Below are 22,981 nucleotides of genomic sequence, written 5' to 3'. Positions count from 1 at the left end.
TTCAAGAACCAGCATCGGCATGGCTACCGAAAATGCTGAGGTAAGAGACCGCCATTCCAAGAAGGAAACATTCGTCATGGATTCCCATGTCGTTATAGCGTCCCTGCCAGTCGCCGGGGCCGACCGTACTGTGCTTATCGAAGCCGCCAACGCCGCGTTCGAAAGGGTTATTGAGCGGATCGAGCCGGCCAACGAGGAACTGACTCGCAGCCTTTGGGATGCCGAGTCTTATGTCGATAATGAAATCACCGGAGACATGTTGCCGATTTCACGGGACGAAGCTGCATACCTCGTCGACGTGTTCCTGGTGCATCATGTCATTGGATTAGCTGTCGCAGCAGACGAGGAGGCCGCCGAGTCCCGGCCTTGAACCTCGCCGGCGGCAGGTAGGCCTGCCCGCTGCGATCCTGACGGCAGCGCCATCAACACAGTGACCTTTGCCGCCACCTGTTCAAGGGTGGCGGTGAGGCGGTTTATCTGCGAGGCGGTCGCGGCAAGTTCGGGGCCGTAGCGGGTGACGAGATATTCCCGGTTCTGGCTGAGGGACTGGAGATGCCTGGCTGTTTTCGCGCGAAGGCGCAGGCCTGCCTCGATGGCGCGATCCGTGCGCTCCGACAGGTCATGCTGCATCTTGCGGATCTGATTGGGGTTATGCCCACGGTGGAGCAAGAGCGCGGTCAAATAGAGTTCGATCGCATGGATCGCCGCCAATCTGAACGGCGCCCGGCTAAGCGGCTTGCCGGGTCGGCCGAGCTGAAGGAGGTGGTTTGCCGCCTTGCGGTATTCTTCCGCCAGCTCATGGACCTGCTGCGCGGATGCCAGATCACCGGGATATTTGCGTTCTTCGGTCGTCATCTAGCGGTGCCATTTCCCTAAGAGCTATAGCCGCAAGTTGATCAGTATCAACAGCAAGAGGCCGGCAATGACCCACACTGCAATCCGTATGGAGGACAGGAGGCCGACCGTTTGAGGGTCGGCGGCCGGCGGCCGGTGGTCGGTGGTCGGGTTGAGCCTGAACAATCGGGTCAGCCAAGTCTTCCGTACTTGCATCGCTATCACTCCACTCCTCCGTGTCTTCCGCAGCCGCGGCGTGGCCACGGTTGGCCTGCTCCTCAGCGCTCTCCTTGTCGTGTATTTCGTCCGCCGCCCCCTCCGGTGCTTTCGGTGCAGCCTTCGAAAGTTCGGCCGCACAGCGAATGTGGAGCTGCGCGTATTGCGCCGGGCCGAGTCGCGGAGGATCGATCTCGCAATCGGCTGGAATCTCGATCTTCTGGGCGCTTTTGTCGGCCAATATCTTAATCCGATTTGTTGAGGTCGATGGCGACCAATCGGGCACCTCGAACTACGGCATTTCCGAGACCTGTGGGGCGGCAAAGCGGTTCGGCCCGGGCTGATGGCGGGAAGTGGCTTCGGTTTTGGTCGTTGAGGTTGATGCTGGGTGCCAAGTTTGGCGTCGCGGCGGCGTTTTCCGCCGCTTTTGGCGTCATGCAGGCGCAGTTCGCCCCTGGTGCCAGACGTAGCGCATCAGATTGTAGGCGAGGTTCGTCATGCCGATCTTGGTCCTGGCGCGGGCGATGCCGATCGTGCGGATGAAGAGTTTCATCTGCGCCTTCTGACGGGCGAAGACGTGCTCGACGAAGGCTCGGGTCTTTGAGCGCCGGCCGTTGGCCCGCGACGTCGCTTCGCTCATAGGCCGGCCCTTCGGCTTCTTGTGGTGGATTTCGGAGACATATCCGTTCCGGTCGAGCCACTCCTCGTTCTTCTTCGAGCGATAGGCGGTGTCGGCCCAGACCGTAGACCCGGTATTGGCGCGGTTGAGCACGTTGCGAAGCTGCGCGCCGTCATAGGCGGATGCGCTCGTGACGTTCCAGCCGCGGATGAAGCCGTGCCGGCGGTCGATGGCGGCATGGTTCTTGTAGCCGAAAGCGGGAATGGCGATGTCGCGCTGCTGCGCCTTTCCCTCCTCGGCGACCTTGGCCTTGGAGAACTTCACCGTCCAGCGGGCATCGCGATCCTTCTGGCGCAGCTTGGCCGGCTTCTCCTTCCATGCGTCCGGCACCTTGCCCGCCTTGATGTCGGCCTTCTCGGCGTCGGTGTTGCGCTGCTTCGGCGCCGCCACGATGGTGGCGTCGACGATCTGCCCGCCCATCGCCAGATAGCCGGCCTTGGCGAGGTGCTTGTCGAAGCGGGCAAACAGGTTCTCCACCGCGCAGGCCTGCGTCAGATGCTCGCGAAACAGCCAAATCGTCTTGGCGTCTGGCACTCTGTCGCCGAGCCCCAGTCCGAGGAAGCGCATGAAGGACAGCCGGTCCTGGATCTGGAACTCGGCCTGGTCGTCGGACAGCCCGTAGAGCGCCTGCAGCACCATGATCTTGAACATCATCACCGGGTCGTAGGCAGGACGACCGCCCCTGGCGCCGTCCGAGCGCTTCAGCACCTTGGCCAAAGGCTTGCGGAAAACCTCCCACGGCACAACGGCGTTCAACTTCTCCAGGGGATCGCCGGCTTCGCTTAGCCGAGCATAGCGCTCATCGATATCCCAGAACCCGGCCTGTCCCCGCATCCAATCCCTCCTTCCAAATCGCAACGGCAGTGAATCACAAACCGGTCAAAATGGGGAGGTTTTTCGAGACCTCCAATCGGAATAGAAGCCGGGCACCCGGCCCACAAAGAGTAACACTTCCTCCACGGCAGAGGTGGCGACCATCTCCACAAACCGAGCAAACCTGTCAGGGCTCACGATCAGGTAGAAGCCAAGACAGTCGGGAGTGGTTTCGCTGCGGAAATCAATCTCAGCCGTGTAGCTTACGAGGCCCCAAGCCAAGCATTGCTCCTGCTCGCCGTCAACCACGGATGGCATTATCGAAAGACTTATCTCATTAATTGTCCGGTCTGTTCCGAACATAGAGTAAGAGGGAGGCCACGTCGCGCCGAAAGGGTGTAGTTTCGCGGATATGCCCCGCTTCACTGTCACATTGTTTCTATCGTCTTGGGACGCATTCGGGAGATCGGACCCGACGGTCAACGTGTCATGCAGGGTCAGTTCGGTTGCCTTGAAATAGAGCGTCCATTCCCATGGCTACGCTTCAAGGGGCTGTGCATGGTTAGGATCGGGTCAACAAAGAAAAAAGACGCCGCTTTCGTTTCAGGAAGGGTTCTGATTGCCCGAGGATTTCTGAAAGCCGCCCGCAATAGCAACCTCGTTGCCGATGCAGGCGACATCGGCCGGGGCCTGCTCGGCGTGATCGGCCTCGGGATGCTGTGGCAGGCCTTTCGAGGGGAGCACCATCAACACCACGGCAACCGCGAAGGCTCGATGGTCGGTGTTATGGCGGGCCTGATCCCATGCCCGCTGACGCTGTTCGTCATGACGTTCGCGATCACGCGCGGCGTCCCGCAGGCAGGCGTTGCCTTCGCGGTGACGATGATGCTTGGGGTAGCCTTCACGCTGTCCGTCGTGGCGCTAGCGGCCGTGTTCTTCCGCCAGCAGCTTGTCAGGCTTCTGGAAACGCGGCCAGGCCTCGTGGATGCGATCACAAGGGCGATTCAAATTCTGGCCGGACTTGTCCTGGTCATTGTCGCCTGGAACGCGATCGTTCCCGGATGAACCGCGAGTGCGGCTTTGCTCAGCCCACGCAGCAGGCCGCTTGCAGACATCAGCTAGGAGAAGCCCTCCATGCGGCGTGCTCGATTCAGTATTCTAGATGATTGCTTTCCGTTGCGGCCGAATCCACCCGGCGAGGTCCCTCCTCTCGGACTACCAGGAAAATCCAGAACGTGGCTGTCGCCCTCTCGATGCAGACGGTCCCTTAACAGGGCAGAAATTATCCCGAAATAATTTTGAGCAGTTTGATCCAGCGTTCTGATTCCTCGAATAGCTTAGTCGACTATGGTGGGATGTTGCTCTTCGGGCGGGAAACGGAGAGAGACCTCATGCGATTGAGCGCACCCACAAGATCGTGTAATCGTCGCCATCGTTCTGGCGGTCATGTCGCTGCTGCCGGTAATCGGTATCCAGCTTGGCGCTTTCGGTGCTTATGGCTACTGGTTGCTGCTGGTCGCCTTCATCGTGCGGGCTGAGGGCAATTTGCTGAAGGGCATTTGAACACCAGAGAAGCTGAGAAACCCGGGCCGGCCGACATGATGGCGTCGTCCGGCTGGTTGTAGACTACCGGAGCGATCGAATGCTGAAATTGAGCCGCGCCGAGCTCTATGAATTGGTTTGGTCCAAGCCGATGACGGAGATCGCCAGGGATCATGGCGTCCGCGACCAGCATATCGCGCGGGCTTGCGACCATCACGACATTGCGAGACCGCGCGCCGGTTACTGGCAGAAACTCGACCATGGAAAGGTTGTGGAGAGGGTTGCTCTCGGCAACGACACATTCTCCGCCGACGACATCGTCACCATAGATCTGGCAGGCTGGAGGACACATCAGACAATGCGGGGCAAAAACTCTGAAACGGCAAGGAGGAGATCGGCAGTATGACGCACGTCTAAGAGACCGTTGTCTTGACTTCCCGGATTGCTTCACCAACTATGGTCGTATGAACGCTACTTTCAAAATCCGGCGCGATTTTCTTTTCCGGGTTTGCCCCATCGCGGGATCGTAACCCGCAGCGCGGCTGCCACGTGCCCCTGCCGAGGGCAACACATAAGATCGACATGGAATGACCCGCACGCTGCACGGTATCTGGGCCAGCTGTGTTTTAGCAGCATTTTTCCCGAATTGGCGGTTCCCGTCCTCTTGATGTCGGCTTGCCCAACTAGAAACACGAGAGTCAAATGCAGGACAACACGAAAACCCGGCGTAAGCCGAACATCCGAATCTCGCAGTCGGACCATGCACGTCTATCGGCGCTCGCAAGCACCGTGGCGGCAAGGAATCCGGAGGCTTCCGATGAACTGTTGGCCGAGCTCGAGCGGGCACGCATCGTTGCCGATGGTTCGGTCTCCGCCGGCGTCGTCCAGATGGGCTCTACGGTGACGTTCAAGCCCGACACCGGCGATGCGAAAACTGTCACGCTGGTTTTCCCAGGCGATGCGGACATCTCCGAGGGCAAGGTTTCGATCCTCACGCCGATCGGCACCGCTCTGATCGGCCTCTCGGCAGAACAGTCGATCACGTGGGCCGCACGCGATGGGCGCCGGCACGAACTGTCGGTGCTTGCCGTGAGCCAGCCCGCTCCGGAAGGTGATGCAGCCGATCGGCGCGCACCAGCGTCTTCGACGGTTGTGACGGACGCCTAGTCCGACCGCCGCCCCTTAAGGAGTGCCAGAACGTGAAGCGGGCGTGCGCCCTCATGGCGATCAGAGCGCGCGTCCTCGGCCGCGGTGGCCAGACATTCACATCGCCCCTGAAATTCATCGGGTCCAGAGTGGGTCAGGAATGGTTTAAGACCTGGTGGTCTTTGTGTGATTTGACCCATAAGTCGTGCTGTGGACCCATAAGTTGAGTCGGGCGCTGTCGGCTCTCAGCTTGCTCGAGCGTGGAGTTCGGATCGAAGGTGCCGGAAATGATGTTCGCTGCTTAAGCTGGGCGAATAGCATGGCACCGAACCGCCGTAGTCCTTGCGCTGAAACGATCATTTGATTGCCAAATAGCTCGTCTCGCCTGAGGGGGGTCAAGCAATTCTTGCTTGATCCCCTAGTCGGAGTATTTCGACTGCTATAGGCATAAAAAGCGAAACCCCAGGCGGGCGAAACTGCCTGGCCTGGGGCTCTGATGCTCACCACAAGCGCGTAACCGTCTGTAGACGGACATGGGCGACAGGGGCCTGCTAGTAGCAGCAAAATGGAGCCTTTATGGCCGAGAGTCAAGTCCCATATCCCTACTCGGCCGAGGTGACCGATCAAATCAAGAGCTCGCTGACAGAGCAACGGCTTGGCAAATACCTTAAGCATTCCAATTTCGACTTCCCTCTCGCGATGGATACCTATCTTTGGAATGCGAGGCTTGCCAAGGCGCTGCAGTTTCCCGTTCACGTCGTCGAGGTCACTCTGAGAAATGCAGTCGATAACCATATAAAACTGCAAGGAGTTCCAGTCGAATGGGCTTTCGCTTCACCGTTCCTGGCAAGTCTGGCTGCAATCAACGGGGAATATATCCAATCTCTTAACAGGGCCAAAGAACGCCTCCTCCAGGACAAGATGTCCAAACCCGATTTCCATGTGCGAGTGAAGACCCCTCCGCACGTATACGTCCCGAGCTTTGGCTTGATCACGACCGATGATGTCATCGCCAAGTTGCCGTTCGAATTCTGGATATCCATGCTTGGGTCAGAGCATGAAAACAGCTGGCAGATGACACTGCGAAAGGTGTTTCCTAACGTGGAAAAGGGGATTTTCCGCCAAAATATCTGGCGCTTCGCCCTGGAGATCAAGAGCCTCAGGAACCGCATTTCTCACCACGAACCGATATTTCATCGGACTGGCCTCGTCGATGCCTATCGGGAAATGCTGGCTCTCATCGATCGACGGTGCAATGCGACCGGAGACTGGGTCAGGTACCATTCGACCTTTATGGCCGTCTGGCATGCTGAACCGAAAAAGGGGCGAACTGCAGCAGGCAAACCGCTACTCAGCGTCGCCCACTCTGTACAGGTGATCGATGACCTTGCGCGGCCGGTCGCCGATCTGGTCCGTGAGATGAAAGGAAAAAAGCGGGATTCCGTTGTTTTGAAAGATGCCGATGGACTCCGGCTGGTTATCGCGGACGACATCGCCAGGTGGGTTGACAGCTGTTCGGAGGTGGGTCTTGCAGACCTCTCTATCACGATCGCTGAATTTCTCGGTCAGATCGATCTCGCCAGCCGAGTTGTATTGATGCGAGAGAGGGCTACAACAGGTGATGCCCGCGCCCTTTTTTCGCCGCGTGATAAGCCGAAACATGCCAAGCCGACTGCTATCCTCCTTACCTCCGACGGCACATCAGACGGAGCGCTAAAAGGGGTCGTGTTCAAGCCTGATTTCAATGGATAGGAAAGTCGGCAGCCGGGTCGTCCGGTTACCGTAGTCAACCTCGAGCATCACCGCCCTTAGAGTCGCCCCTAGCGCCTTTAGCCGAAAGATTTCGATGTCGCGATCGAAGAAGTTCGGATCCTATCAAATCTGAAGGATTTTCCTAACCAGATCTCAATCCTTCGACGTCAAAACGCCGATCCCGGCACCAAGGTCAAATGGCAGCCGCATGTGAGGACAGACTGATGTTCACGAAGTGCATATCGATAGCAGTGCGGGAAGTCCGCGAAGCTCAGGGCTGAAGCCCCGGTATGTTCCGCCGGGTTTTCGTCCCGGCTTTTCGGCCCTCCCCTGATCGATGAAAGACGTGGCGAGCCATTGTCTCGCCGGACTGAACCCGCGTGGGGCTCGCGCCGCTCGCGTCTTCTTCCGGCGTGCGAAACCGTCACGCCTTCTCGGTTCGCTGTCGATGCGTTCCGCCAATCCTGGCGGGACGTCCCGTCGTCGCCATCCAGGGATAATGAACATGCGTTGCCATAACCTCCTGCTCGCCGAAGCCTTGACGACGTCCGTCCACGGGTTCAGCTTCCGTTCTGACGCGCTCGCCAACCATCAGGTGGCCGAGATCCGCGGCTCGTCCGGGGGCTGGTCTATACCGATGCCGCTCCACGTGACTGGGGCCGGGACGCCCCTGCGGTGGACGTCGAGGATAGCGTAGCCAACCGGGTGCCGCGACCAAGGAAGCGCGGCTCCAAGGTAGGCGCCGTGGTCGATCCGTTCCGTCGCAGGAGCATTTGGTTCGAAAGCGATCTAGAAGAGTCCGCCCTTGTAGTCCTCCTCACCCTCGCCGAAACTCTGGAGATCCGCGAACAGCAGAAAGCGGAGTACATCCAACATGGCAAGAAGCGAAAACATTATTTCGACTTCGTCCAGCGACAGGCATCCGGCAGGATCGCCTACGCCGTCAAGTACGAGCAGGACGTGGATGACGACCTCCGAGAAACGCTCAGGCTTATCTCTGAACAACAGGGCGATCGGTTCGCCGACGAGTTCCGGATCCTGACCGAGAAAGACCTGACGCTGACGCAGATCGAGAACGCCAGGGAAATCCTGGCGTATGCGTCCGACTTCGACTTCGAAGGCCAGGCGCTCGTGACCGCCGCGCTGCAAGGGCTTCCCGCGCGGGTCCTGCTCGCCGACGTCGTCCGCGAAACAGGCTTGGGTGAACGCGGGCGACGCGCCGCCGTGGCCTTGGTCCAGAAAGGACTCCTGAAGGTTCCGGCGAACGTCCGGCTGGCCGACAACGCGCTCCTCGTCAACCGCGCCGCACGCGAAGGCCGTCGTTAATCCAATCCTCACGGCAAGCCTATAAAGGCAAAGGAAAACAAGGAAATGGAGGGGGGCGTGAAACTGATGAATCCGGCTTTGGCGAGAAGTCACGAGAGATGTCACCTATTTGGCCGCCACGACAGGCTCGTCATCGACGGTCAGTCCTTTAGGGTCGAACGCAAAGTCAAGGACTCGCACGTGCTGCAGCCTGTGACCGGCGACCTGATCGCCGAGGACTTCTTCGTCGTGAAGACGGACAAGGAGATCAACGGCCTGATCCGCTCGAAGCGTATGCGCATCGACGAAGGCTACTATTCGAAAGCCCTCGGAATCCTGCGGGCGCGGTTCGACGACTCGGACCTCACCGACCTTTCGGAAGAGGATCTAAGGACCGTCGCCTGGAAGAAGGAGTGGTGCGTTCGTTTCTTGGACGCCGCGGCGAACGCCGAAGGGCGTTGGCGCCCTCGCCGCACGCTTGACGACTGTGCCCGTTTCATTGAGGAGAACGCGGACCGCATGGATCGCTGGTACCTCGACACGTTCGGAGAGCGGAGGCGGCCCGGGAGAAGGCTCCCTGGTGAGGTGCGGAAGGCATTCGATTACCCAAGTTCTCCCGCACTAAAGAAATGGCTTGCAAAGTTCATCGCAGGGCACTGCCGCATGGACAGCTTCCGTCCTCGCTATTCGAACAGCGGAAACCGGAACCAGCTCCATCCGCGCGCCGCGGAGGTGATTGCAATTGAAGTCCAAAAGTACGCTAGCATTCTGAAGCCCAAGATGGCGGACATCTGCGAGAACGTTGAACTCGCCCTCCACGAAATCAACAAAGAACTCCAACAGCACCAGCATGTATACGCCAGCGATAACGCGGTTCGCCGCAGAATTCATGCGCTCGACCCCTTTATGGTCGACGCCGGCCGTGAGGACAGCGACTACGCTCTTCGCAAGTACACTCCGGTCGGCAAGGGACTCTCGATCACCACGGCGTTGGGCCGGGTCGAAATGGACGACTGGGAAGTCGATCTCCACACCCTCATCATGCGCTCATCTATCTGGAAGGCCCTGAAGCCCGAGCAACAGAAGCTCGTGCCGCGTGTCCGGATGACGTTCACGGCGGGCATCGACTGCGCTTCTCGATGCATCGTCGGCTTCAACCTTTCCATCAACAGCCCCTCGACTGCCACGACGAAGCCCGCGCTCAGGTCGGTAATGGTCGACAAGACCGAATTAGCGGCTGCGGCGGGAGCGCAAGCCTCTTGGCATATGCATGGCCGCCCCACCTACGTGGCGACTGACGGAGGACCGGCGTACGGCAGAGAATTCGATGACGCAGCGATGCGCGCCAACATCAGTCGTGTGATCCCCGAGCAAGACCCTCGCATGCGCGGCACGGTCGAAGCCTTTTTCCGCTACATGAAGCGCCTTTGCCGCTACTTCGCCGGACGAGCGTTCGCTAACGTTGTCGAACGGGGAGACTATCCGGCGGAACAGCTCGCGGCGCTGACGGTCGGAGAATTCTACAAGACCCTGATCGTGTTCATCGTCGACTATTACCATCTCCGCCCCCACCGTGGCCTTGAGGGCCGGACGCCGTATGGCAAATGGATGGAGCTTGAAAAAGCTGGCCTGCCACCTGCCCCGGCTGCGCAACAGCTGGCGGTTGCCTTCGGGCTGCGGCGCAAGGACCGCAGCATCAGCAAGCACGGCGTCGAGTTTCTGGGGATTTCATACAACTCGCTGGAACTCGCTCGTCTCTATGCTCTCCTGGGCCAGAAAAAGGTCGACGTCATCATCGAACCTGAGGACCTGGGCGGCGTATTCGTCCGGATTCCCAAGCAGTTCAGGGGTCGGATCAAAGGAGTCCCCGAAGACCAGCACTTCCTCACGGTTCCCAGCGTGGACGGCACAGGCACAGGGAAGACGCTCGCTGAAACGCTCCTGGCCAAGCAGGCGGTGCGCGAGTTCGTTAAAGCCGAGCAGGCAGCAGGGCGAACGATCCGCATCGATGCCCATCGGCACTTCCTTGATCTGGCCGAAAACGTCCGCAAGAGGGCCGCCATTGCGACCCACGAAATTACCGAAAAGACGCTGGATCTGATCGAGGCTCGGATCGCGTTCTCCGGCAGGGCAGGACTTGGGTCTGTTGAACATGCGGCCGAGGAATCTGATGGCGACGGCCTTGGCAAAGTTGTCGCGCTCTCGACGCGACGCCGTGTCGACACGAACCAGAAGCCTCACGTTTCGCCCGCGCCGCAAGAAGAAGAATCCGCTCCGAAGCCGACGCCATTCGGCGGAAGCATGAACCTCTACGACGGAGAAGACGAGTGACCCGTCAACTTGCCGATCAGGGACTCCGCGCAGATCACGAGCGTGCCGACGATACGCTCCCGACGGACTGGAACGATGCCATGTCCGACGACGACTTCCTCGACACGATTTCAGACCGCCTCAGCGAGAAGGAGAAGCGCGTCAAGGAAGTGCTGGAACTCGCGAAAAGTGTGTATGTGCGCTGCGGCCGGGACGACGTCGCCAAAGGCGTCCTATCCCGCTTTGTGACGATGATGCTGGCGAAGAAAAACCTTCGGCGTGATGACGGCCGCATCTTGTTCGTAACCGGCGAAAGCGGGGCGGGAAAGACCACTTTGGTTGATCGGATGCTTGAGGAAAACCCCACGCTAGCTCCGATCCAGAAGTCTTATGGCATCATCGAGCCCGTGATCTCGCTCACGCTGATGGGGCCTTCGACCCTTAAGTTCCTGGGTCTGAATATCCTGCAAAAGGCTGGGTACAAGATCACCCGCAAGTACGAACAGGGCGAAGTGTGGGACATCCTTCCCGAGCAGTTGCACCTGCGAAAGGTTCTCCTCATTCACATCGACGAGACGCAGCACCTGCTGAAACTCACCGAATCCGACAGGGAGCGGGACTCTGTCAGAAAGGCACTCAAGGGTGTCATGAACTACAAGCCCTGGCCTGTCAGCTTCGTCATGTCAGGAATGCCGAGCATCACCTCCCTCGCCAAGCTTGACGAGCAGATCGAGCGGCGCGCACGGCACCTTCACCTTCCGGATGTCGTTCTTCCGGAGGAGCGCATCCTCATCCTGAATGTCGTGACCGCCATGTGCGAAGCGGCCGGGCTGGACTCCAGCAGAACCCTGGAAAGCGACCTCCCGGACCGTATCGCGCATGCCGCTAGGTATCGGTACGGGCGTATCGCTCAGGTGATCCTCGCCGCGATCGAGCAGGCGGCCTCGAAAAATGCTGCAGCTCTGACGCGCGCCCATTTCGCCCTCGCCTATATCGAACATTCGCAGGCCCGAGGGCATGACGAAATGAACCCCTTCCTCGTTGATGACTGGATGCGCTTGGAGCCCGGCCTGTTCATGATCGAGGAGTACTGATCATGAGGACCAATGGGCGGGCCCTTGAACCGCTTGCGTTTGCCTATCAGCTCGAGGAGCAGGAGCCGGCAGCGGGTTTCGCGTCCCGCCTCGCCGCTTTGAACGGCCGTTCGCTCAGGGATCTCCTGCGGGACATGTGCATCCAACAGCGGAGCCTCGACAAAGGCATTGCCTCGGTCGTGCGTGACATTGCCACCCTTGGGCGGGCAGATCCTGAAAACCTGTTGAGGTTTACGCCTATTCCCAGGGGCGGCAGATTCTATGATGTAGCCGACGAGACATTCGTCCGGCTAGCCGTCAACCGGACGTATTTCCGGTTCTGCGCCCGCTGCTCGAGGGAGGATATGGACCGCTATGATGGTCCGTCGTCCAGCAGGCCTTGGCTCCGGCTTGAATGGACCCTGTCGCATTTTCGTTCCTGTGGTCGGCATAAGGTCTTTCTGTCCGCGACGAAGCCGATCAGGACGCCCTTCGCTCCATTCGATTTCAGCGACACGATGCGCGCGTTGGTGCCGGGCCTTTCCCAAATGGCGGATGCGGCCGCTGCCTCGGAGGCATCCCCTTTCCAGGCATGGCTTCAGAATCGACTGCGCGGAGTTCGCTCTGAGGAAAATTGGCTTGACGACCTCCCGCTGTACGTGGCGGCGCCATTCTGCGAGGCGCTGGGCGTTTCCTCGTTGCATCAACCAAAGGCCAGAGTCGCAAAGTTCAGCGTGGCCGACTGGGCTGCCGCTGCTGACGAAGGATTCCGCATCGCTAGCGCCGGGGAGGATTCCCTGCGGGCACTTCTGAGCCGGCTCAACGAAGCGCAGTCGTCGACACGTGGATTCTGGGGGCCGCGAGACACCTACGGCTACGCGTACGGGCTGCTCCAGAAGACCGTGGATGACCCGGCATACGCCAAGCTTCGCGACACCGTACGTCGGTTCGCGCTGGAAACCATGCCCATCGAGCCTGGGAGCGACGTCCTTGGCGAAGTCGCCGGGGGACGCAAACTGCACACCGTGCGCACCGCTGCTCGGGATTCCGGCGTGCATGCGCTCACCATGCGCCGCCTCTTCATACGGATGGGGGTCGATGAGGCGGGAGAGCAGTCCGGTATCATGGATCATCGCATTCTGGTGAAGTCCGACGAGGTCCACCGCGTGGTGTCAGAACTCAAGGATGCGATCACCGCTCCCGAGGTCGAGACGCTTCTCGGTGTTCCGCGGCTTCATCTGAAGGAACTGGTCGCCAATGGCCACCTTTCTGCTTTGGCAGACACTGGCTCTCGAAGGAATGCGAAGCGGCGCTTCTCAAAAGACACGGTCGAACAGCTTCGGATGCGCCTTTTCGACGGCGCCTGCGAGGTTTCGGTGCCTGCCGATCGCCAAGTCGATATTGTCGGCGCACGTAGAGCGTCCACCTGCACCATTCCGGACCTTCTCGATATGGTTTTCTCAGGGACTCTAAATTGGAAAGGCAGGCTCGTTGGCAGGACGGACTACATGGCTCTGCTGCTGGATGCCGACGAAGTGACGCGGATCGTTCGTTCGCGCGAGACGCGTACCAACCTCACCAAGGAGGAGGCAGAGGCTTTCCTTCCAGGGACTCACGGCGTCGTCGTGAACGGGTTGATTTCGTCGGGCTATCTGAAACTGATCGACGAATTCAGCCCTGATGCGCGCCGGATGATCCCGGTCATTTCACGCGAGAGCGCGGAAGCGTTCAGGGAGCGCTTTGTTTCGCTGGGCGAACTCTGCCAGAAGATCTGCATGCACCATAAGCAGGTCCGTGCCCTTCTCAGACTGGCCGGAATTGAGCCGACCCTGGTCCCAGAAATGGTCGGGGCTTTCTTTTACGACAGGCAGTCCGTTGAGCGGTTCGAAACTGGAAACTTGGACGCTTGGGCCTACGACAAGGCGTCAGTTCTGAAAATGATCAGGAAGCAGAAGGCGGATGCGCGGAGAGCTACACTTTCCGCACTGCCCCTAGAAAAGCAGAACCCCCGGCCGACGCGAGGCCAAGTATCGGGGGTAGCGCATAATCATTAATGACGGAAAGGCGGCAGGGATACGCAATCGAAAGCACAGTGAGGCGCTGCGTACGAGCATGGCGAGGAAGCTGGCGACCTGGTTGTGGAGCGAAAGAACGCCGGATATGGCGCAATGACGAACCAACGGAGAATGATACTTGAACGACTTTATAGAGGCTGAAAACAAAGGGGGGTCGGCACCCGTAGGTCCGACCCCCATGTCTGTGTCTACCGGGGATTTGACTGCTAGTGCAGAAATGGAACCCGACAGCGCATGCGAAACTTATAAGGCAGCTGATGACTTTCTGCAAGGCCCAAATTCCTTGCCGGTCGCAGCCCTCGAGAAGCTAAAGAAAACCATATCACCCGCTCGTATGAAGCGCTACCTCGACTTGGCCGATGGCGACCTGCGACTAGCGGTCCGCTTGCATATGTGGAACGCTGCGGTCGCTGGTTCGCTTCTGCCAACGTTGCACATCGCAGAGATCACGATTCGGAACGTCGCGATGAGAAGGCTTGCGGGCAAATATGGTAGGCAATGGTACCGTAGTGCCGATCTCCTTGAGTATCGGTTGGGAAGGTCGAATCTCGCCCAACAGCTGACGGACGCATATCAGAGCGAAATCGATAAGGGACGCCGAGGCGACCTATCCGATTACATCACCAGCGAACTGACTTTCGGCTTCTGGGTGAACGTTTTCACGAAGAAATTCCACCCGCATCTATGGAAACCCGAACTCCACACGATAGTGGCCGGGTTCCCGAGAGAGAAGAATATTGATCACCTTCACGATGGAGTGGAGTTCGTCCGCACGTTCAGAAACAATGTAGCTCACCACAAGGACCTAATATGCAAGCCGGTGGTGGAGAACTACGAGAAAACTTTGGACGTCATCGGAATGCTATGCGCCAGGACGCGAGATGCAGCAGGCAAGACTTCGGCATTTCGCCGTGTCTGGGCATGCGCCCCCGTACCTCATGATCGGCTCGCAATCCAAAATTAGCTTGAGTTTTGCGGCCTCCTCCAGATTGTGACCCAGCTCCTGCTCTTTCCCCGCGGCTGCTTTGCGCGGCGACCGCGCGTTGGTCCCAGGCGCAGCGGCGCTCATTACGGAGACATCGACAAGTCCTTCCGGCCGCAATGCTTGACATCAAGCGGTGAATCCTTGACTTCCGACTGTGATCCGGATCGCGCTAACCAGCGGAACGGCAAGGATTCGAAAGCTGCTAGCTGCCGAAGCCAAAGAAGGAGCGAGACTTTGTCTGTGGAACATTCCGACGGCATTGAGCCGGAAATCGAAGAACGTCCGGTCGACAGCAGTGAAGATGGCGAAATCGTCGAGCAGTGGAAGGACGGAGAGCATGTTGCTTACGTGGTGATCCCGGCAAAGACCGGGAAACGACACACAGTGGTTGGTGACCTGGGTATAGCCTATAGGACACTCGGAGAGCTGAATTCCGGCAAGGAAGCGTGAGTAGCCGCATACGCCTCAGCATGACGGATACGCTTCGGGTTCATGAGCCCTTTTGCACGTAAGTCCACAAAGACCGGGTCGTCGAGCTTCAAGAGAGCCCCCTCGCCCCATTCCGCCTCGATGGCCAGCCCTTTCTTCGCGACTTCCTGCCATCGTGCATACTTCGCCCTGACATCCTCCGACGCCGAGGTCGCCAAGTCCGAGAAGTTCCCTTTCAAGACGTTGGCCATCATTCTGACACTGCCGGACCGCTCGAGTTCGGCGAGGACACTAAGCTTTTCGTCCTCGGTCAGCCTGCAGAAATACCGTGGCTCGTTTTCCATCGCGTAACCTTTCTGTTCTCGATGAAGAAAGGGTCAGGCGCCAGGTTGCTAGCGTCAACCCGTGACACGAGCCTTTCTGGTTTCCGTCCTTACCAAGGCGTGAGGGCGCTCGGCAGCGAGGAAGAAGCCTCAGCGGAGGGATCTCGCAATAGGTGTCGAAGATGCCGTCTCAGCCAGGATTTTCAAACCATCGCGGTGACCGAATTCGATCAAATGCTATCGTCAGATAGACGGTAGTAGGGACGGCGAGGCGTCAGAGGCATCGCGTGTCCAGCAGAAACTGCAGCCAGCCAGATAAAGCGAAACTGGTAACCTAACACCGTAGAAATCTTAGGCAGGCGCCGTCGATGCTTCCTGCACCCAACTCGCCTTCTGGCGTTACTTTGAGCCGACTGGAAGCCTCCGGGAGGGTCGGAAAACTTTCACATGGGCTAGAGAGGGCGCCGATGCTGGTCTTGAAAGCCGAAAACAGCCTTCAGAAAACCTTCGACAGGCACTCAGGTATACAACTTTGCGTCTGGCAGGTACACAACTTTGGGTGTGGAATATCTTCCTAAAAAATTAGCCAATGATTTCAATAGGTTTTGGAGGGGTCAGGATACAACTTTGGGTGTCCGACCAAAAAATGGTGCCACACTCAAAGTTGTGTACCTGGAAGCCAAAGTTTTATACCTGCAGGATTCCTAATGGAATGTGCAAGGATTCGTAGCATTTGGCCCCTGCCCTCTTAACCCTCATGAGGGTCGGGTGAACAGTTCCGCTCCAGTCTCGTAGCCGGCTCCGCAGGATCTCGCAAGGGGCGCTGGAGAGCAGGGTTAACAACGGGCGTCTTGCTCCCTCCCGTTGCTGAAGAACGTAGTGGTGAACGACATCGGTCGAATGGCGTCGACCTGGCTGGCAAACCAGGTTTCAATAGCCACGGCATGCGGTCTAACGAGCGTGGGAGGAAATGATGGGTATCGTTAATTTGACCGATCTGGAGAAGCAGTCGCTTCAGGCAATAGATGTCCATGAAATGGATCGCCTGATCGAGAAGGCGATCCAAGAAGAGAACGCGTTGGTGCTCAACGGATTACCCCTGCACTCCTGCGGAGAATACGTCAGAACGGAGCTGTATCGCTTCGAGCAAGCATTGAGGGAACTTAGGGCAGCGAAGTCCAACAAGAAACGCGAGGAGGCTCTCTATCGCGTCCAGAGAGCCCGCGAGCCCTTGTCAGGATCAGTCTACGGCATGAAGCATCGGATGGCGGAAGACGAGAAGGAAGCTGAGCTTTTCCGCGTCAACGACCACGTCTTCCACCCTCACAGTTTCTTTGATCGAACGTTGGAGGTTCGGGTCTCATATGAGTGGCGGCGATCCAAGGACGACGAAGAGTGGAAATACGGGGCTATAACCTTCACTCATGAGGTCCTGCCGCAGCGTCCCCGTTATCCTCAAACCGCTCCCAAGAAGAAGCCGAGTGCCTCAAAGCAGCGCCATATACTTGGGAGCGCATGATGGAAAAAGCGCTATACGCGGTTCGTGATTATTTCCGGGAGGGCCGCGACGGGAGCCTGATCCCGGAGAGCTTCAAAGCGAAGCCTGACCCTTATGGTGGGTACTTGAATAATAGCAGCCTCAGGTTCTGGGAATAGGTCTAACGAGGTAGCTTCGTGGTCATCGTTGGGGCATACCGATACGACCTGTCAGGTGGCACGAATACCTAGCCGAGCGCGAGATAGACTTTCCGGCACGGAATGGCCTCGACACTGATCTTGAAGGCAGAAAACCACCCGGGAAAACCTGCTGAGCCCACTCAGGTATACAACTTTGCGTCTGGCAGGTACACAACTTTGGGTGTGGAATATCTTCCTAAAAAATCCGCCAATGATTTCAATAGGTTCCAGAGGGGTCAGGATACAACTTTGGGTGTCCGACCACGAGGCGCTAGTCTAAAACCCAACGTTGTCGGCCCGGTCGTAAGATCGGGCCGAAGTATTTTAAGGGTAGCGATCAGGTGAGTCTCCCCTTCTCCCCTTGTGGGAGAAGGTGGCCGAGCGAAGCTCGGTCGGATGAGGGGTGCTGGAAGGGTCACCGCGCCCAAGCCGTAAAGATTTAAAATCATTCGATATTTTATAACGCCCAGTTTCTTCCAGCACCCCTCATCCCACAAGGGGAGAAGGGAGAGTCGCCCGCCTAATCCGGATCAGCCCCTACCCCGCCGGCAACACCTGCAGGGTCTGCTCGTCAAACAACGGTTCGTCCTGGCCGATGCGGACGAACAGCAGCTTGTGCGCCGCACCCGCCGGCACCTCGAAATACTGGATGCCATCAGGCATTTCGCCCCAATCGCCGCAGGGTGGATCGGGGACTTCATTGGGATCGGCCTTCGCTTCCAGCTCTTTCGCATAAGCAGCGTCAGGGCTGAATGTGTAGCGTTTGATGCCGGCGGGCACGGTGCCCTCCTTGTAAGGTGCCAGCACGCAGCGGGCGCTGACGGCCTTGTCGGTCTTTTCCAGGAACAGGCGCTGCAATGCGGCCTCGGCGGTTTCGCCGGGCTTGATGTCATACAACTCGACAAGAGGATCGGCCGCCCCGCCATCGCTGTATTTGATGGCGAGAGCGTTGCCGGTGAATTCGAAATGGATCTTACGGAAGCCGAAATCGCAGCGCTGCACCCAGGCGGCAAGCCCGACAGTTTTGTCCGTCAACTTCTCCCAGACGCATTTGTCGATGGGCGGGCGCGACGGAGCACCCTCGTCAGCCCAAGCCACGGCGGATACCGTGACGCATGCAAACAGGGCGCAGGCCCAGGTGATCGATCTCATGGCGCTATTCATCGCTGCATCCTGTCAAAGTAAAGGCGTCCCATGCCGAGCCATTGGGATTGGCGTTGGCGAAATCGGCCCATTCGGTGAAAGCGGCGCCGAAATCGGGCAGCAACAGCCCTTTCGGCGCTGGTGTCGCTTCGCTCGAATTCAACTGCTCGGCGCCGCCGCCGGTCAAGGCATAGACCTGTCCATCCCATATCCTGCACAGGCCGCTGCCATCCTGCAGCCCCGCTTCGCGGTCGTCGTCGGTGCAGGGGTGGCGTATGGTGCCGAGCGGAAAGGAATTCTTGCCGTTGGTCCAGGTGATGTCGGCCGGCAGGTTTTTGTCGGTGTTGGGCACGCTCAGCGAGAACACCTGCACCGTCAGCGCCGCCGGCTCATTGTCCAGTGGCCGAAATTGCAGAACGGCGCCCGAGCGCGGCTCGCGGTAGGTGGCGTGGCTCAGCAAGCATTCCTTGGCGCTCGCTCCCTGGATCGGGACGAGCAGGCCCAGAAAAACAAAGGCCAGTTTGCGAATGATCATCAAATGTCTCCGGGAGAGCGTTGCCGAAGCCAAAAGCCTGTCCTCACACCAGCCCGACCAGAAAGGCAGCGCCGCCGAGAAATTCTGCCGAACAGACCCACAGCAGCCAGAGCCCGCGCACCCGGCATTCGAGCACGGCCGAGCCGGGGTTGGCGGGATCATAGTGCACGTCGACCTTGCTGCCCTCGACATAGCGACGCGCCTGGCCACCGACGAGGCCGGGCAGCGAAGCCGTGACCGTGGCGCCGAAGGTGACGCGGTCGGCGCTGTAGCGCTGGCCGGCGACGCCATAGCTGTAGACGATGCGAGATTTGAAAACAGTGCGCCAGCGTTGATAGCTTGAATGACTTCGCAGCGCCTGCAGACCTGACGCATCGATGCGGCCGGCGGCGACCGGCCATTTTGCCGCCTGCTCGGCAAGCGACTTCTGGGCAAAGCCCATGCGCAGGGCGAACAGGCCCATGAACAGCAGCAATGCCGCGGCACCGAGGTTTTGCGGTTTGGGCAGATGCGGCCGGATCGCCTCGAGCACGCCGCCGACGGAAAACACCAGAACCGCCGTGCCGATCACCAAACCGGCCGAGAGCTGGACCATGAACTTGAAGGCACCATCCGGCATGGTGCGCTCGATTACGGCTTTGCTCGGGTCGGCTGGATTGTAGAAGACGGTCACCTCCGCGCCGCGGGGAAACTGCGCAAGGGTTTCGGGGACTTCAAAGTTCCCCAAATTCTCCTTCACGCTGTAGCGCGAGCTTTGAAATTTCTTGCCGCCGACTTTGTATTCGAAGGTGATGGCCGGGAAATTGCGCATCTCCGTGGTATCGGTGCTGTCCGAGCCAGCGCCCGAGCTTCTGACCTCACGCGCCTCGACGCGTGACGAGATGATCTTTCCCGGCGTCGGCAACCAGCGGCTGAGGGTCTGCACCTCGCGCCATTTCACGAAGGTGATGAGCGACAGCATGCCGGAGACCGCGCAGGCAAAGCCGACAAGCAGAAATTTGAGTTCCAGCTCCACCCTGATCCCCCCGGAGTGCAGGAACAGGCACTAGACAGCACTGCGGCGGCAATGTCTCGCCTATTCGCAAAAATCGGAGGTGACGGACCCAGTCACGACGGTCTCACGGCCAGGAACGTGTTCCACTCTTCGTTGTTGCGGCCGATGTTGAAGTCGTCCCTGATAAGGACCAGCCCAGCGGCTTCGATGCGGGCGGCGAAGTCGTCCCTGCGCCAGTAGACCGTGTGATATTCGCCGCCCGTCTCGCCATCGCCATTGCGCATCGATACCAGGAACGCGCCGCCTGGGCGCAGCGACCCGGCTATCTTGGCAAGGACCTGGTCGGTCTGGTCGCGAGGCACATGGATCAGGACGCACAGGGCCAAGACTGCGTCGTAGGGGCCGCCGAGATCATCGGTGATGAGATCGAGCAGTTCACCCTGCTTGCCGCGCGCGGCCTGCAGCTCAAGAAACCGCCTTGTCGCGTCGGTGCGCCGAACCCTGGCGCCCAAGGCCTCCAGAAAGTCGGCGTCGTATCCCGCTCCCGAGCCGACCTCCAGAACCTGGCCGCCTGTGCCGGCGATCGCCACGAGGCGCTTTAGCGCTGCCTGCTCCCTCTGGTTGGGAACATGCCGCACGATTGCATCATACTGTTCCGCATAATCCTCGTAGGAGGAGATCGTTTGACGGCTCTTCGCCAGGGCCTCTGCAGATACGTTCATCTTTTCCTCCCGTTTGCACCAGTCGATGCACGCAAGTCAGCGGGGCACGCAAGTCAGCGGGTGCTGCCGGCAGAGGCGTGTCCGTCGAGCATGCCGATATCGCGCAGGAAATGATCCGACAGCGCACGCTGGTCGAGCAGGCCGCGTGTGCGGGGTCTGAACGGAGCGGTGAAGAGGTCGAGCACCGGACGACGAAGTGTGTTGTAGAGGGTCATTGCCGTGTCCTTTCGGGTTCGAGTTGATGACCAGAGTATGCCTGTTCGCGGCCTTGGCTTCCAATCGAACGTCGCGTACTATGCATCAGGAGGATTGATGCGTCATGAGTTGGGAGCTACCCCCACTGGGCGCCATTCGCGTCTTTGAAGCCGCGGCGCGGCTGGGCAGTTTCACCAAGGCGGCCGAGGAACTCGGCATGACACAGTCGGCGGCCAGCTATCAGATCAAGGTGCTGGAAGAGCGCGCCGGAACGCCGCTTTTCATAAGAAAAACAAGGCAAATCGCCTTGACCGAGGCCGGACAGCAGTTGGCGCCGCACGCAACGGGCGCATTCTCGGCCCTGGCCGACGCGTGGGTCGCCACGAAGGGTGGAGCGACTGGCGTGCTGTCCGTCACGACCTCGGAAACATTCGCATCGAACTGGCTGGCCGTTTGGCTCGGAACATTCCAGCTGATGCATCCCGATCTCGCCGTGAAGGTGAATACGTCGTCCCGGCTGGTCGATTTCACACGCGAGGACATGGATATCGGGATCAGAACCGGCACCGGAAAATGGCCCGGCCTGACGGCTCATTACCTGTTCAAAGCAGACTATACGCCAATGCTCAGCCCGAAACTGGCCGAGAGCGTGGGCGGCATTCGCCACCCCGAGGATCTCTACAAGGTGGCGCTGTGCTGTGCCGACGATCCCTGGTGGAAAATCTGGTTCGAAACAGCCGGCGTACCCTTCGAGCCCGATCGCGTCATGGCCGGACCGAACCTGGGTTCGCAGGCTTACGATGCAATGGCGGCGCTAACCGACCAGGGCGCCGCGATCCTGACCCGCAACATCTACAGCGCCCTGCTGGCAAAGGGCCAGTTGATACAGCCATTTGAAGTGCTGGGATCAGATGGCGACGGCTATTGGCTCGTCCACCTGGAAAGCCGCCGCAACACGCCGAAGATCAAGGTGTTCCGGGACTGGGTGCTGGCCCAGACGGCTGACATACGCCAGCGTGAGGTACGCCGGGCCTGATAGGCTGGCCTCAGTCGGCGTCGGCGACGGAAATCCGTCCGCCGGCCCAGGCGCGCCATTGCCGTTCGTCGCCATGGAAGACGTTGAGGTCGATGCGGCCGGTGACACCGTGCGACAGACCGGAACCGGAATACTGCCAGAACAGCCATTTGCGGTCGGGGTAGACCTTCGACGGATGCCGCGCCACCGCGCGCACCCAGAACGGATAATCGAGAAATTCGCCCCGGAGATTGTCGCGGTAGAAATCAGGCGCGGTGTAGATGATGGGCCGCTGGCCGTAATGACGCTCCAGCTTGTCCATGAACACCTGCATCTTCTCCAGCACCTTTTCGCGCGACGGCCGCCGCTTGCAGCTGGATTCGCCGTTCCATTCGACGTCGATCACCGGCGGCAGAGCGCCATCCATCTTAGGCACGTTGCGGATGAACCAGTCGGCCTGTTCGCCCGCTGTGCGGCACCAGTAGAAGAAGTGATAGGCGCCGCGCTTCAGGCCGGCGGCGTCGGCGTTGCGCCAGTTCTTCATGAACATCGGATCGAGATGGTCGCCGCCATCGGTCGCCTTGATGTAGGCGAAGTTGGCGCCCTGCGCGCGCAGCTTTTCCCAGTTGACGTTGCCCTGCCAGCGAGAGACGTCCACGCCATGCACGGCAAGGTGCCGGGGCGAGGACCGGCCAAAATTGATCGGCTTGGCATCGCGAAAGCCGTAACGGGTGACCGGCCCGGCGAGCATGGGCGGTGCCGCGCGGCTCAACAGCCTCGGCGGCGACACGAGCGCAGCCGGCTCGACTGGCGGTTCGGCGCTGTCGGGCAGCGCCGGAAATGACACTGTCTCTTCTTCCGCCAGGCCGAAAGGCCGAGTATTTTCGGCGGCAGCATTGTCGTCTTCCAGACCATTGTCAGGCTCGGGCGCCCTTTCGGCCCTCGGCGCGCTCCTGGCCATCGCCTTCGGAGCCGCGGCGATCGGCGCGGGCGGCCGTATCACGGAACTGGTGGTTTCGTTCGACGGTTTCTGCAAATCCAGCGCGTCGACGCCGGCCGTCGAGGTACAGCCGGCAAGGCATAGCGATGCGATCAAAAAACTGATGGCGCCCGGTATCCGCATCTGGACCTGTACTCAAAACACAACAGACCGAGGGCAAAACGACGGCCGACGGACAAACCAGATCGAGTTATGAACGAGAAATTACCAATAAAGTT

Annotated in this window: 22 protein-coding genes; 13 read left to right on the top strand and 9 right to left on the bottom strand. The window is 59.4% G+C overall.

What is annotated here, in order from left to right:
* A partial coding sequence (locus CGZ66_RS39175) for a hypothetical protein (RefSeq protein WP_206073723.1) occupies window positions 1-370 on the top strand: 370 nt, incomplete at its 5' end.
* Here the strand turns inward: CGZ66_RS39175 and CGZ66_RS17250 are convergent.
* Window positions 313-855 carry a HEPN domain-containing protein gene (locus CGZ66_RS17250; protein WP_245331132.1) on the bottom strand — a complete coding sequence of 181 codons (543 nt, stop codon included), beginning with the start codon at window positions 853-855 and terminating at the stop codon, window positions 313-315. The two genes, CGZ66_RS39175 and CGZ66_RS17250, sit on opposite strands and share 58 nt — an antisense overlap.
* Window positions 856-1,483: 628 nt before the next feature.
* Window positions 1,484-2,563, bottom strand: a complete 1,080-nt coding sequence (locus CGZ66_RS17240; RefSeq protein ID WP_095085660.1) for an IS5 family transposase — start codon at window positions 2,561-2,563, stop codon at window positions 1,484-1,486.
* Between the two features lie 468 nt (window positions 2,564-3,031).
* Between CGZ66_RS17240 and CGZ66_RS17230 the strand changes: the two genes are divergently transcribed.
* From CGZ66_RS17230 to CGZ66_RS39170, 10 genes are all read left to right on the top strand, one after another.
* Window positions 3,032-3,607 carry an urease accessory protein UreH domain-containing protein gene (locus CGZ66_RS17230; RefSeq protein ID WP_167392143.1) on the top strand — a complete coding sequence of 192 codons (576 nt, stop codon included), beginning with the start codon at window positions 3,032-3,034 and terminating at the stop codon, window positions 3,605-3,607.
* 577 nt (window positions 3,608-4,184) lie between these two features.
* Window positions 4,185-4,490, top strand: a complete 306-nt coding sequence (locus CGZ66_RS17225) for a hypothetical protein (RefSeq protein WP_095085653.1) — start codon at window positions 4,185-4,187, stop codon at window positions 4,488-4,490.
* A gap of 296 nt (window positions 4,491-4,786) precedes the next feature.
* Window positions 4,787-5,251 (top strand): nucleoside diphosphate kinase regulator, encoded by a 465-nt coding sequence (rnk, locus tag CGZ66_RS17220; protein ID WP_095085650.1) that lies wholly within the window; start codon window positions 4,787-4,789, stop codon window positions 5,249-5,251.
* A gap of 555 nt (window positions 5,252-5,806) precedes the next feature.
* A complete protein-coding gene (locus tag CGZ66_RS17215) occupies window positions 5,807-6,982 on the top strand; it encodes a hypothetical protein (protein WP_095085647.1) in 1,176 nt (391 codons plus the stop codon).
* 675 nt (window positions 6,983-7,657) lie between these two features.
* Complete coding sequence (locus tag CGZ66_RS17205) at window positions 7,658-8,308, top strand: PDDEXK family nuclease (RefSeq protein WP_095085642.1); 651 nt, start codon at window positions 7,658-7,660, stop codon at window positions 8,306-8,308.
* Between the two features lie 66 nt (window positions 8,309-8,374).
* Window positions 8,375-10,618: a Mu transposase C-terminal domain-containing protein gene (locus tag CGZ66_RS17200; RefSeq protein WP_245331133.1), complete on the top strand. Its 2,244-nt coding sequence runs from the start codon at window positions 8,375-8,377 to the stop codon at window positions 10,616-10,618.
* Complete coding sequence (locus CGZ66_RS17195; protein WP_095085637.1) at window positions 10,615-11,691, top strand: ATP-binding protein; 1,077 nt, start codon at window positions 10,615-10,617, stop codon at window positions 11,689-11,691. The genes CGZ66_RS17200 and CGZ66_RS17195 overlap by 4 nt, the downstream gene beginning before the upstream one ends.
* A 2-nt stretch (window positions 11,692-11,693) precedes the next feature.
* A complete protein-coding gene (locus CGZ66_RS17190; RefSeq protein WP_095085635.1) occupies window positions 11,694-13,724 on the top strand; it encodes a TniQ family protein in 2,031 nt (676 codons plus the stop codon).
* A gap of 139 nt (window positions 13,725-13,863) precedes the next feature.
* On the top strand, window positions 13,864-14,709 hold the full coding sequence (locus CGZ66_RS17185; protein WP_143748778.1) for an Abi family protein: 846 nt from the start codon (window positions 13,864-13,866) through the stop codon (window positions 14,707-14,709).
* Between the two features lie 255 nt (window positions 14,710-14,964).
* Window positions 14,965-15,180, top strand: coding sequence for a hypothetical protein (locus CGZ66_RS39170; RefSeq protein WP_143748777.1), 216 nt, complete (start codon window positions 14,965-14,967; stop codon window positions 15,178-15,180).
* Here CGZ66_RS39170 and CGZ66_RS17175 read toward each other — a convergent pair.
* Window positions 15,138-15,503 carry a hypothetical protein gene (locus CGZ66_RS17175; RefSeq protein WP_095085627.1) on the bottom strand — a complete coding sequence of 122 codons (366 nt, stop codon included), beginning with the start codon at window positions 15,501-15,503 and terminating at the stop codon, window positions 15,138-15,140. The genes CGZ66_RS39170 and CGZ66_RS17175 overlap by 43 nt on opposite strands.
* A gap of 952 nt (window positions 15,504-16,455) precedes the next feature.
* Between CGZ66_RS17175 and CGZ66_RS17170 the strand changes: the two genes are divergently transcribed.
* Entirely contained in the window at window positions 16,456-17,001 is a 546-nt protein-coding gene (locus tag CGZ66_RS17170; RefSeq protein ID WP_143748776.1) for a hypothetical protein, read from the top strand.
* A gap of 695 nt (window positions 17,002-17,696) precedes the next feature.
* Here CGZ66_RS17170 and CGZ66_RS17165 read toward each other — a convergent pair.
* From CGZ66_RS17165 to CGZ66_RS39910, 5 genes are all read right to left on the bottom strand, one after another.
* Entirely contained in the window at window positions 17,697-18,194 is a 498-nt protein-coding gene (locus CGZ66_RS17165; protein WP_245331131.1) for a hypothetical protein, read from the bottom strand.
* Between the two features lie 121 nt (window positions 18,195-18,315).
* Window positions 18,316-18,837: a hypothetical protein gene (locus CGZ66_RS17160; protein ID WP_095085618.1), complete on the bottom strand. Its 522-nt coding sequence runs from the start codon at window positions 18,835-18,837 to the stop codon at window positions 18,316-18,318.
* A 43-nt stretch (window positions 18,838-18,880) separates the two neighbouring features.
* Window positions 18,881-19,852 carry a DUF3592 domain-containing protein gene (locus CGZ66_RS17155; RefSeq protein WP_167392141.1) on the bottom strand — a complete coding sequence of 324 codons (972 nt, stop codon included), beginning with the start codon at window positions 19,850-19,852 and terminating at the stop codon, window positions 18,881-18,883.
* Window positions 19,853-19,944: 92 nt separating this feature from the next.
* Window positions 19,945-20,553, bottom strand: coding sequence for a class I SAM-dependent DNA methyltransferase (locus CGZ66_RS17150; RefSeq protein ID WP_095085615.1), 609 nt, complete (start codon window positions 20,551-20,553; stop codon window positions 19,945-19,947).
* A gap of 53 nt (window positions 20,554-20,606) precedes the next feature.
* Window positions 20,607-20,768, bottom strand: coding sequence for a hypothetical protein (locus CGZ66_RS39910; protein ID WP_167392140.1), 162 nt, complete (start codon window positions 20,766-20,768; stop codon window positions 20,607-20,609).
* 104 nt (window positions 20,769-20,872) lie between these two features.
* Between CGZ66_RS39910 and CGZ66_RS17145 the strand changes: the two genes are divergently transcribed.
* A complete protein-coding gene (locus CGZ66_RS17145; RefSeq protein ID WP_095085612.1) occupies window positions 20,873-21,784 on the top strand; it encodes a LysR substrate-binding domain-containing protein in 912 nt (303 codons plus the stop codon).
* A gap of 10 nt (window positions 21,785-21,794) precedes the next feature.
* Here the strand turns inward: CGZ66_RS17145 and CGZ66_RS17140 are convergent, their stop codons facing one another.
* On the bottom strand, window positions 21,795-22,886 hold the full coding sequence (locus CGZ66_RS17140) for a glycoside hydrolase family 25 protein (protein WP_095085609.1): 1,092 nt from the start codon (window positions 22,884-22,886) through the stop codon (window positions 21,795-21,797).
* Between the last annotated feature and the right edge of the window lie 95 nt (window positions 22,887-22,981).

The organism is Mesorhizobium sophorae, from assembly GCF_002270415.1.
Lineage (GTDB): Bacteria > Pseudomonadota > Alphaproteobacteria > Rhizobiales > Rhizobiaceae > Mesorhizobium > Mesorhizobium sophorae.
This window is presented reverse-complemented; position numbering and strand designations above follow the sequence as displayed.

Coding starts and splice junctions, on each gene's coding strand:
- CGZ66_RS17250 (WP_245331132.1), bottom strand. CDS start 855: ATGACGACCGAAGAACGCAAATATCCCGGTGATCTGGCATCCGCGCAG.
- CGZ66_RS17240 (WP_095085660.1), bottom strand. CDS start 2,563: ATGCGGGGACAGGCCGGGTTCTGGGATATCGATGAGCGCTATGCTCGG.
- CGZ66_RS17230 (WP_167392143.1), top strand. CDS start 3,032: ATGCAGGGTCAGTTCGGTTGCCTTGAAATAGAGCGTCCATTCCCATGG.
- CGZ66_RS17225 (WP_095085653.1), top strand. CDS start 4,185: ATGCTGAAATTGAGCCGCGCCGAGCTCTATGAATTGGTTTGGTCCAAG.
- rnk (WP_095085650.1), top strand. CDS start 4,787: ATGCAGGACAACACGAAAACCCGGCGTAAGCCGAACATCCGAATCTCG.
- CGZ66_RS17215 (WP_095085647.1), top strand. CDS start 5,807: ATGGCCGAGAGTCAAGTCCCATATCCCTACTCGGCCGAGGTGACCGAT.
- CGZ66_RS17200 (WP_245331133.1), top strand. CDS start 8,375: ATGAATCCGGCTTTGGCGAGAAGTCACGAGAGATGTCACCTATTTGGC.
- CGZ66_RS17190 (WP_095085635.1), top strand. CDS start 11,694: ATGAGGACCAATGGGCGGGCCCTTGAACCGCTTGCGTTTGCCTATCAG.
- CGZ66_RS17175 (WP_095085627.1), bottom strand. CDS start 15,503: ATGGAAAACGAGCCACGGTATTTCTGCAGGCTGACCGAGGACGAAAAG.
- CGZ66_RS17170 (WP_143748776.1), top strand. CDS start 16,456: ATGGGTATCGTTAATTTGACCGATCTGGAGAAGCAGTCGCTTCAGGCA.
- CGZ66_RS17160 (WP_095085618.1), bottom strand. CDS start 18,837: ATGATCATTCGCAAACTGGCCTTTGTTTTTCTGGGCCTGCTCGTCCCG.
- CGZ66_RS17150 (WP_095085615.1), bottom strand. CDS start 20,553: ATGAACGTATCTGCAGAGGCCCTGGCGAAGAGCCGTCAAACGATCTCC.
- CGZ66_RS39910 (WP_167392140.1), bottom strand. CDS start 20,768: ATGACCCTCTACAACACACTTCGTCGTCCGGTGCTCGACCTCTTCACC.
- CGZ66_RS17145 (WP_095085612.1), top strand. CDS start 20,873: ATGAGTTGGGAGCTACCCCCACTGGGCGCCATTCGCGTCTTTGAAGCC.
- CGZ66_RS17140 (WP_095085609.1), bottom strand. CDS start 22,886: ATGCGGATACCGGGCGCCATCAGTTTTTTGATCGCATCGCTATGCCTT.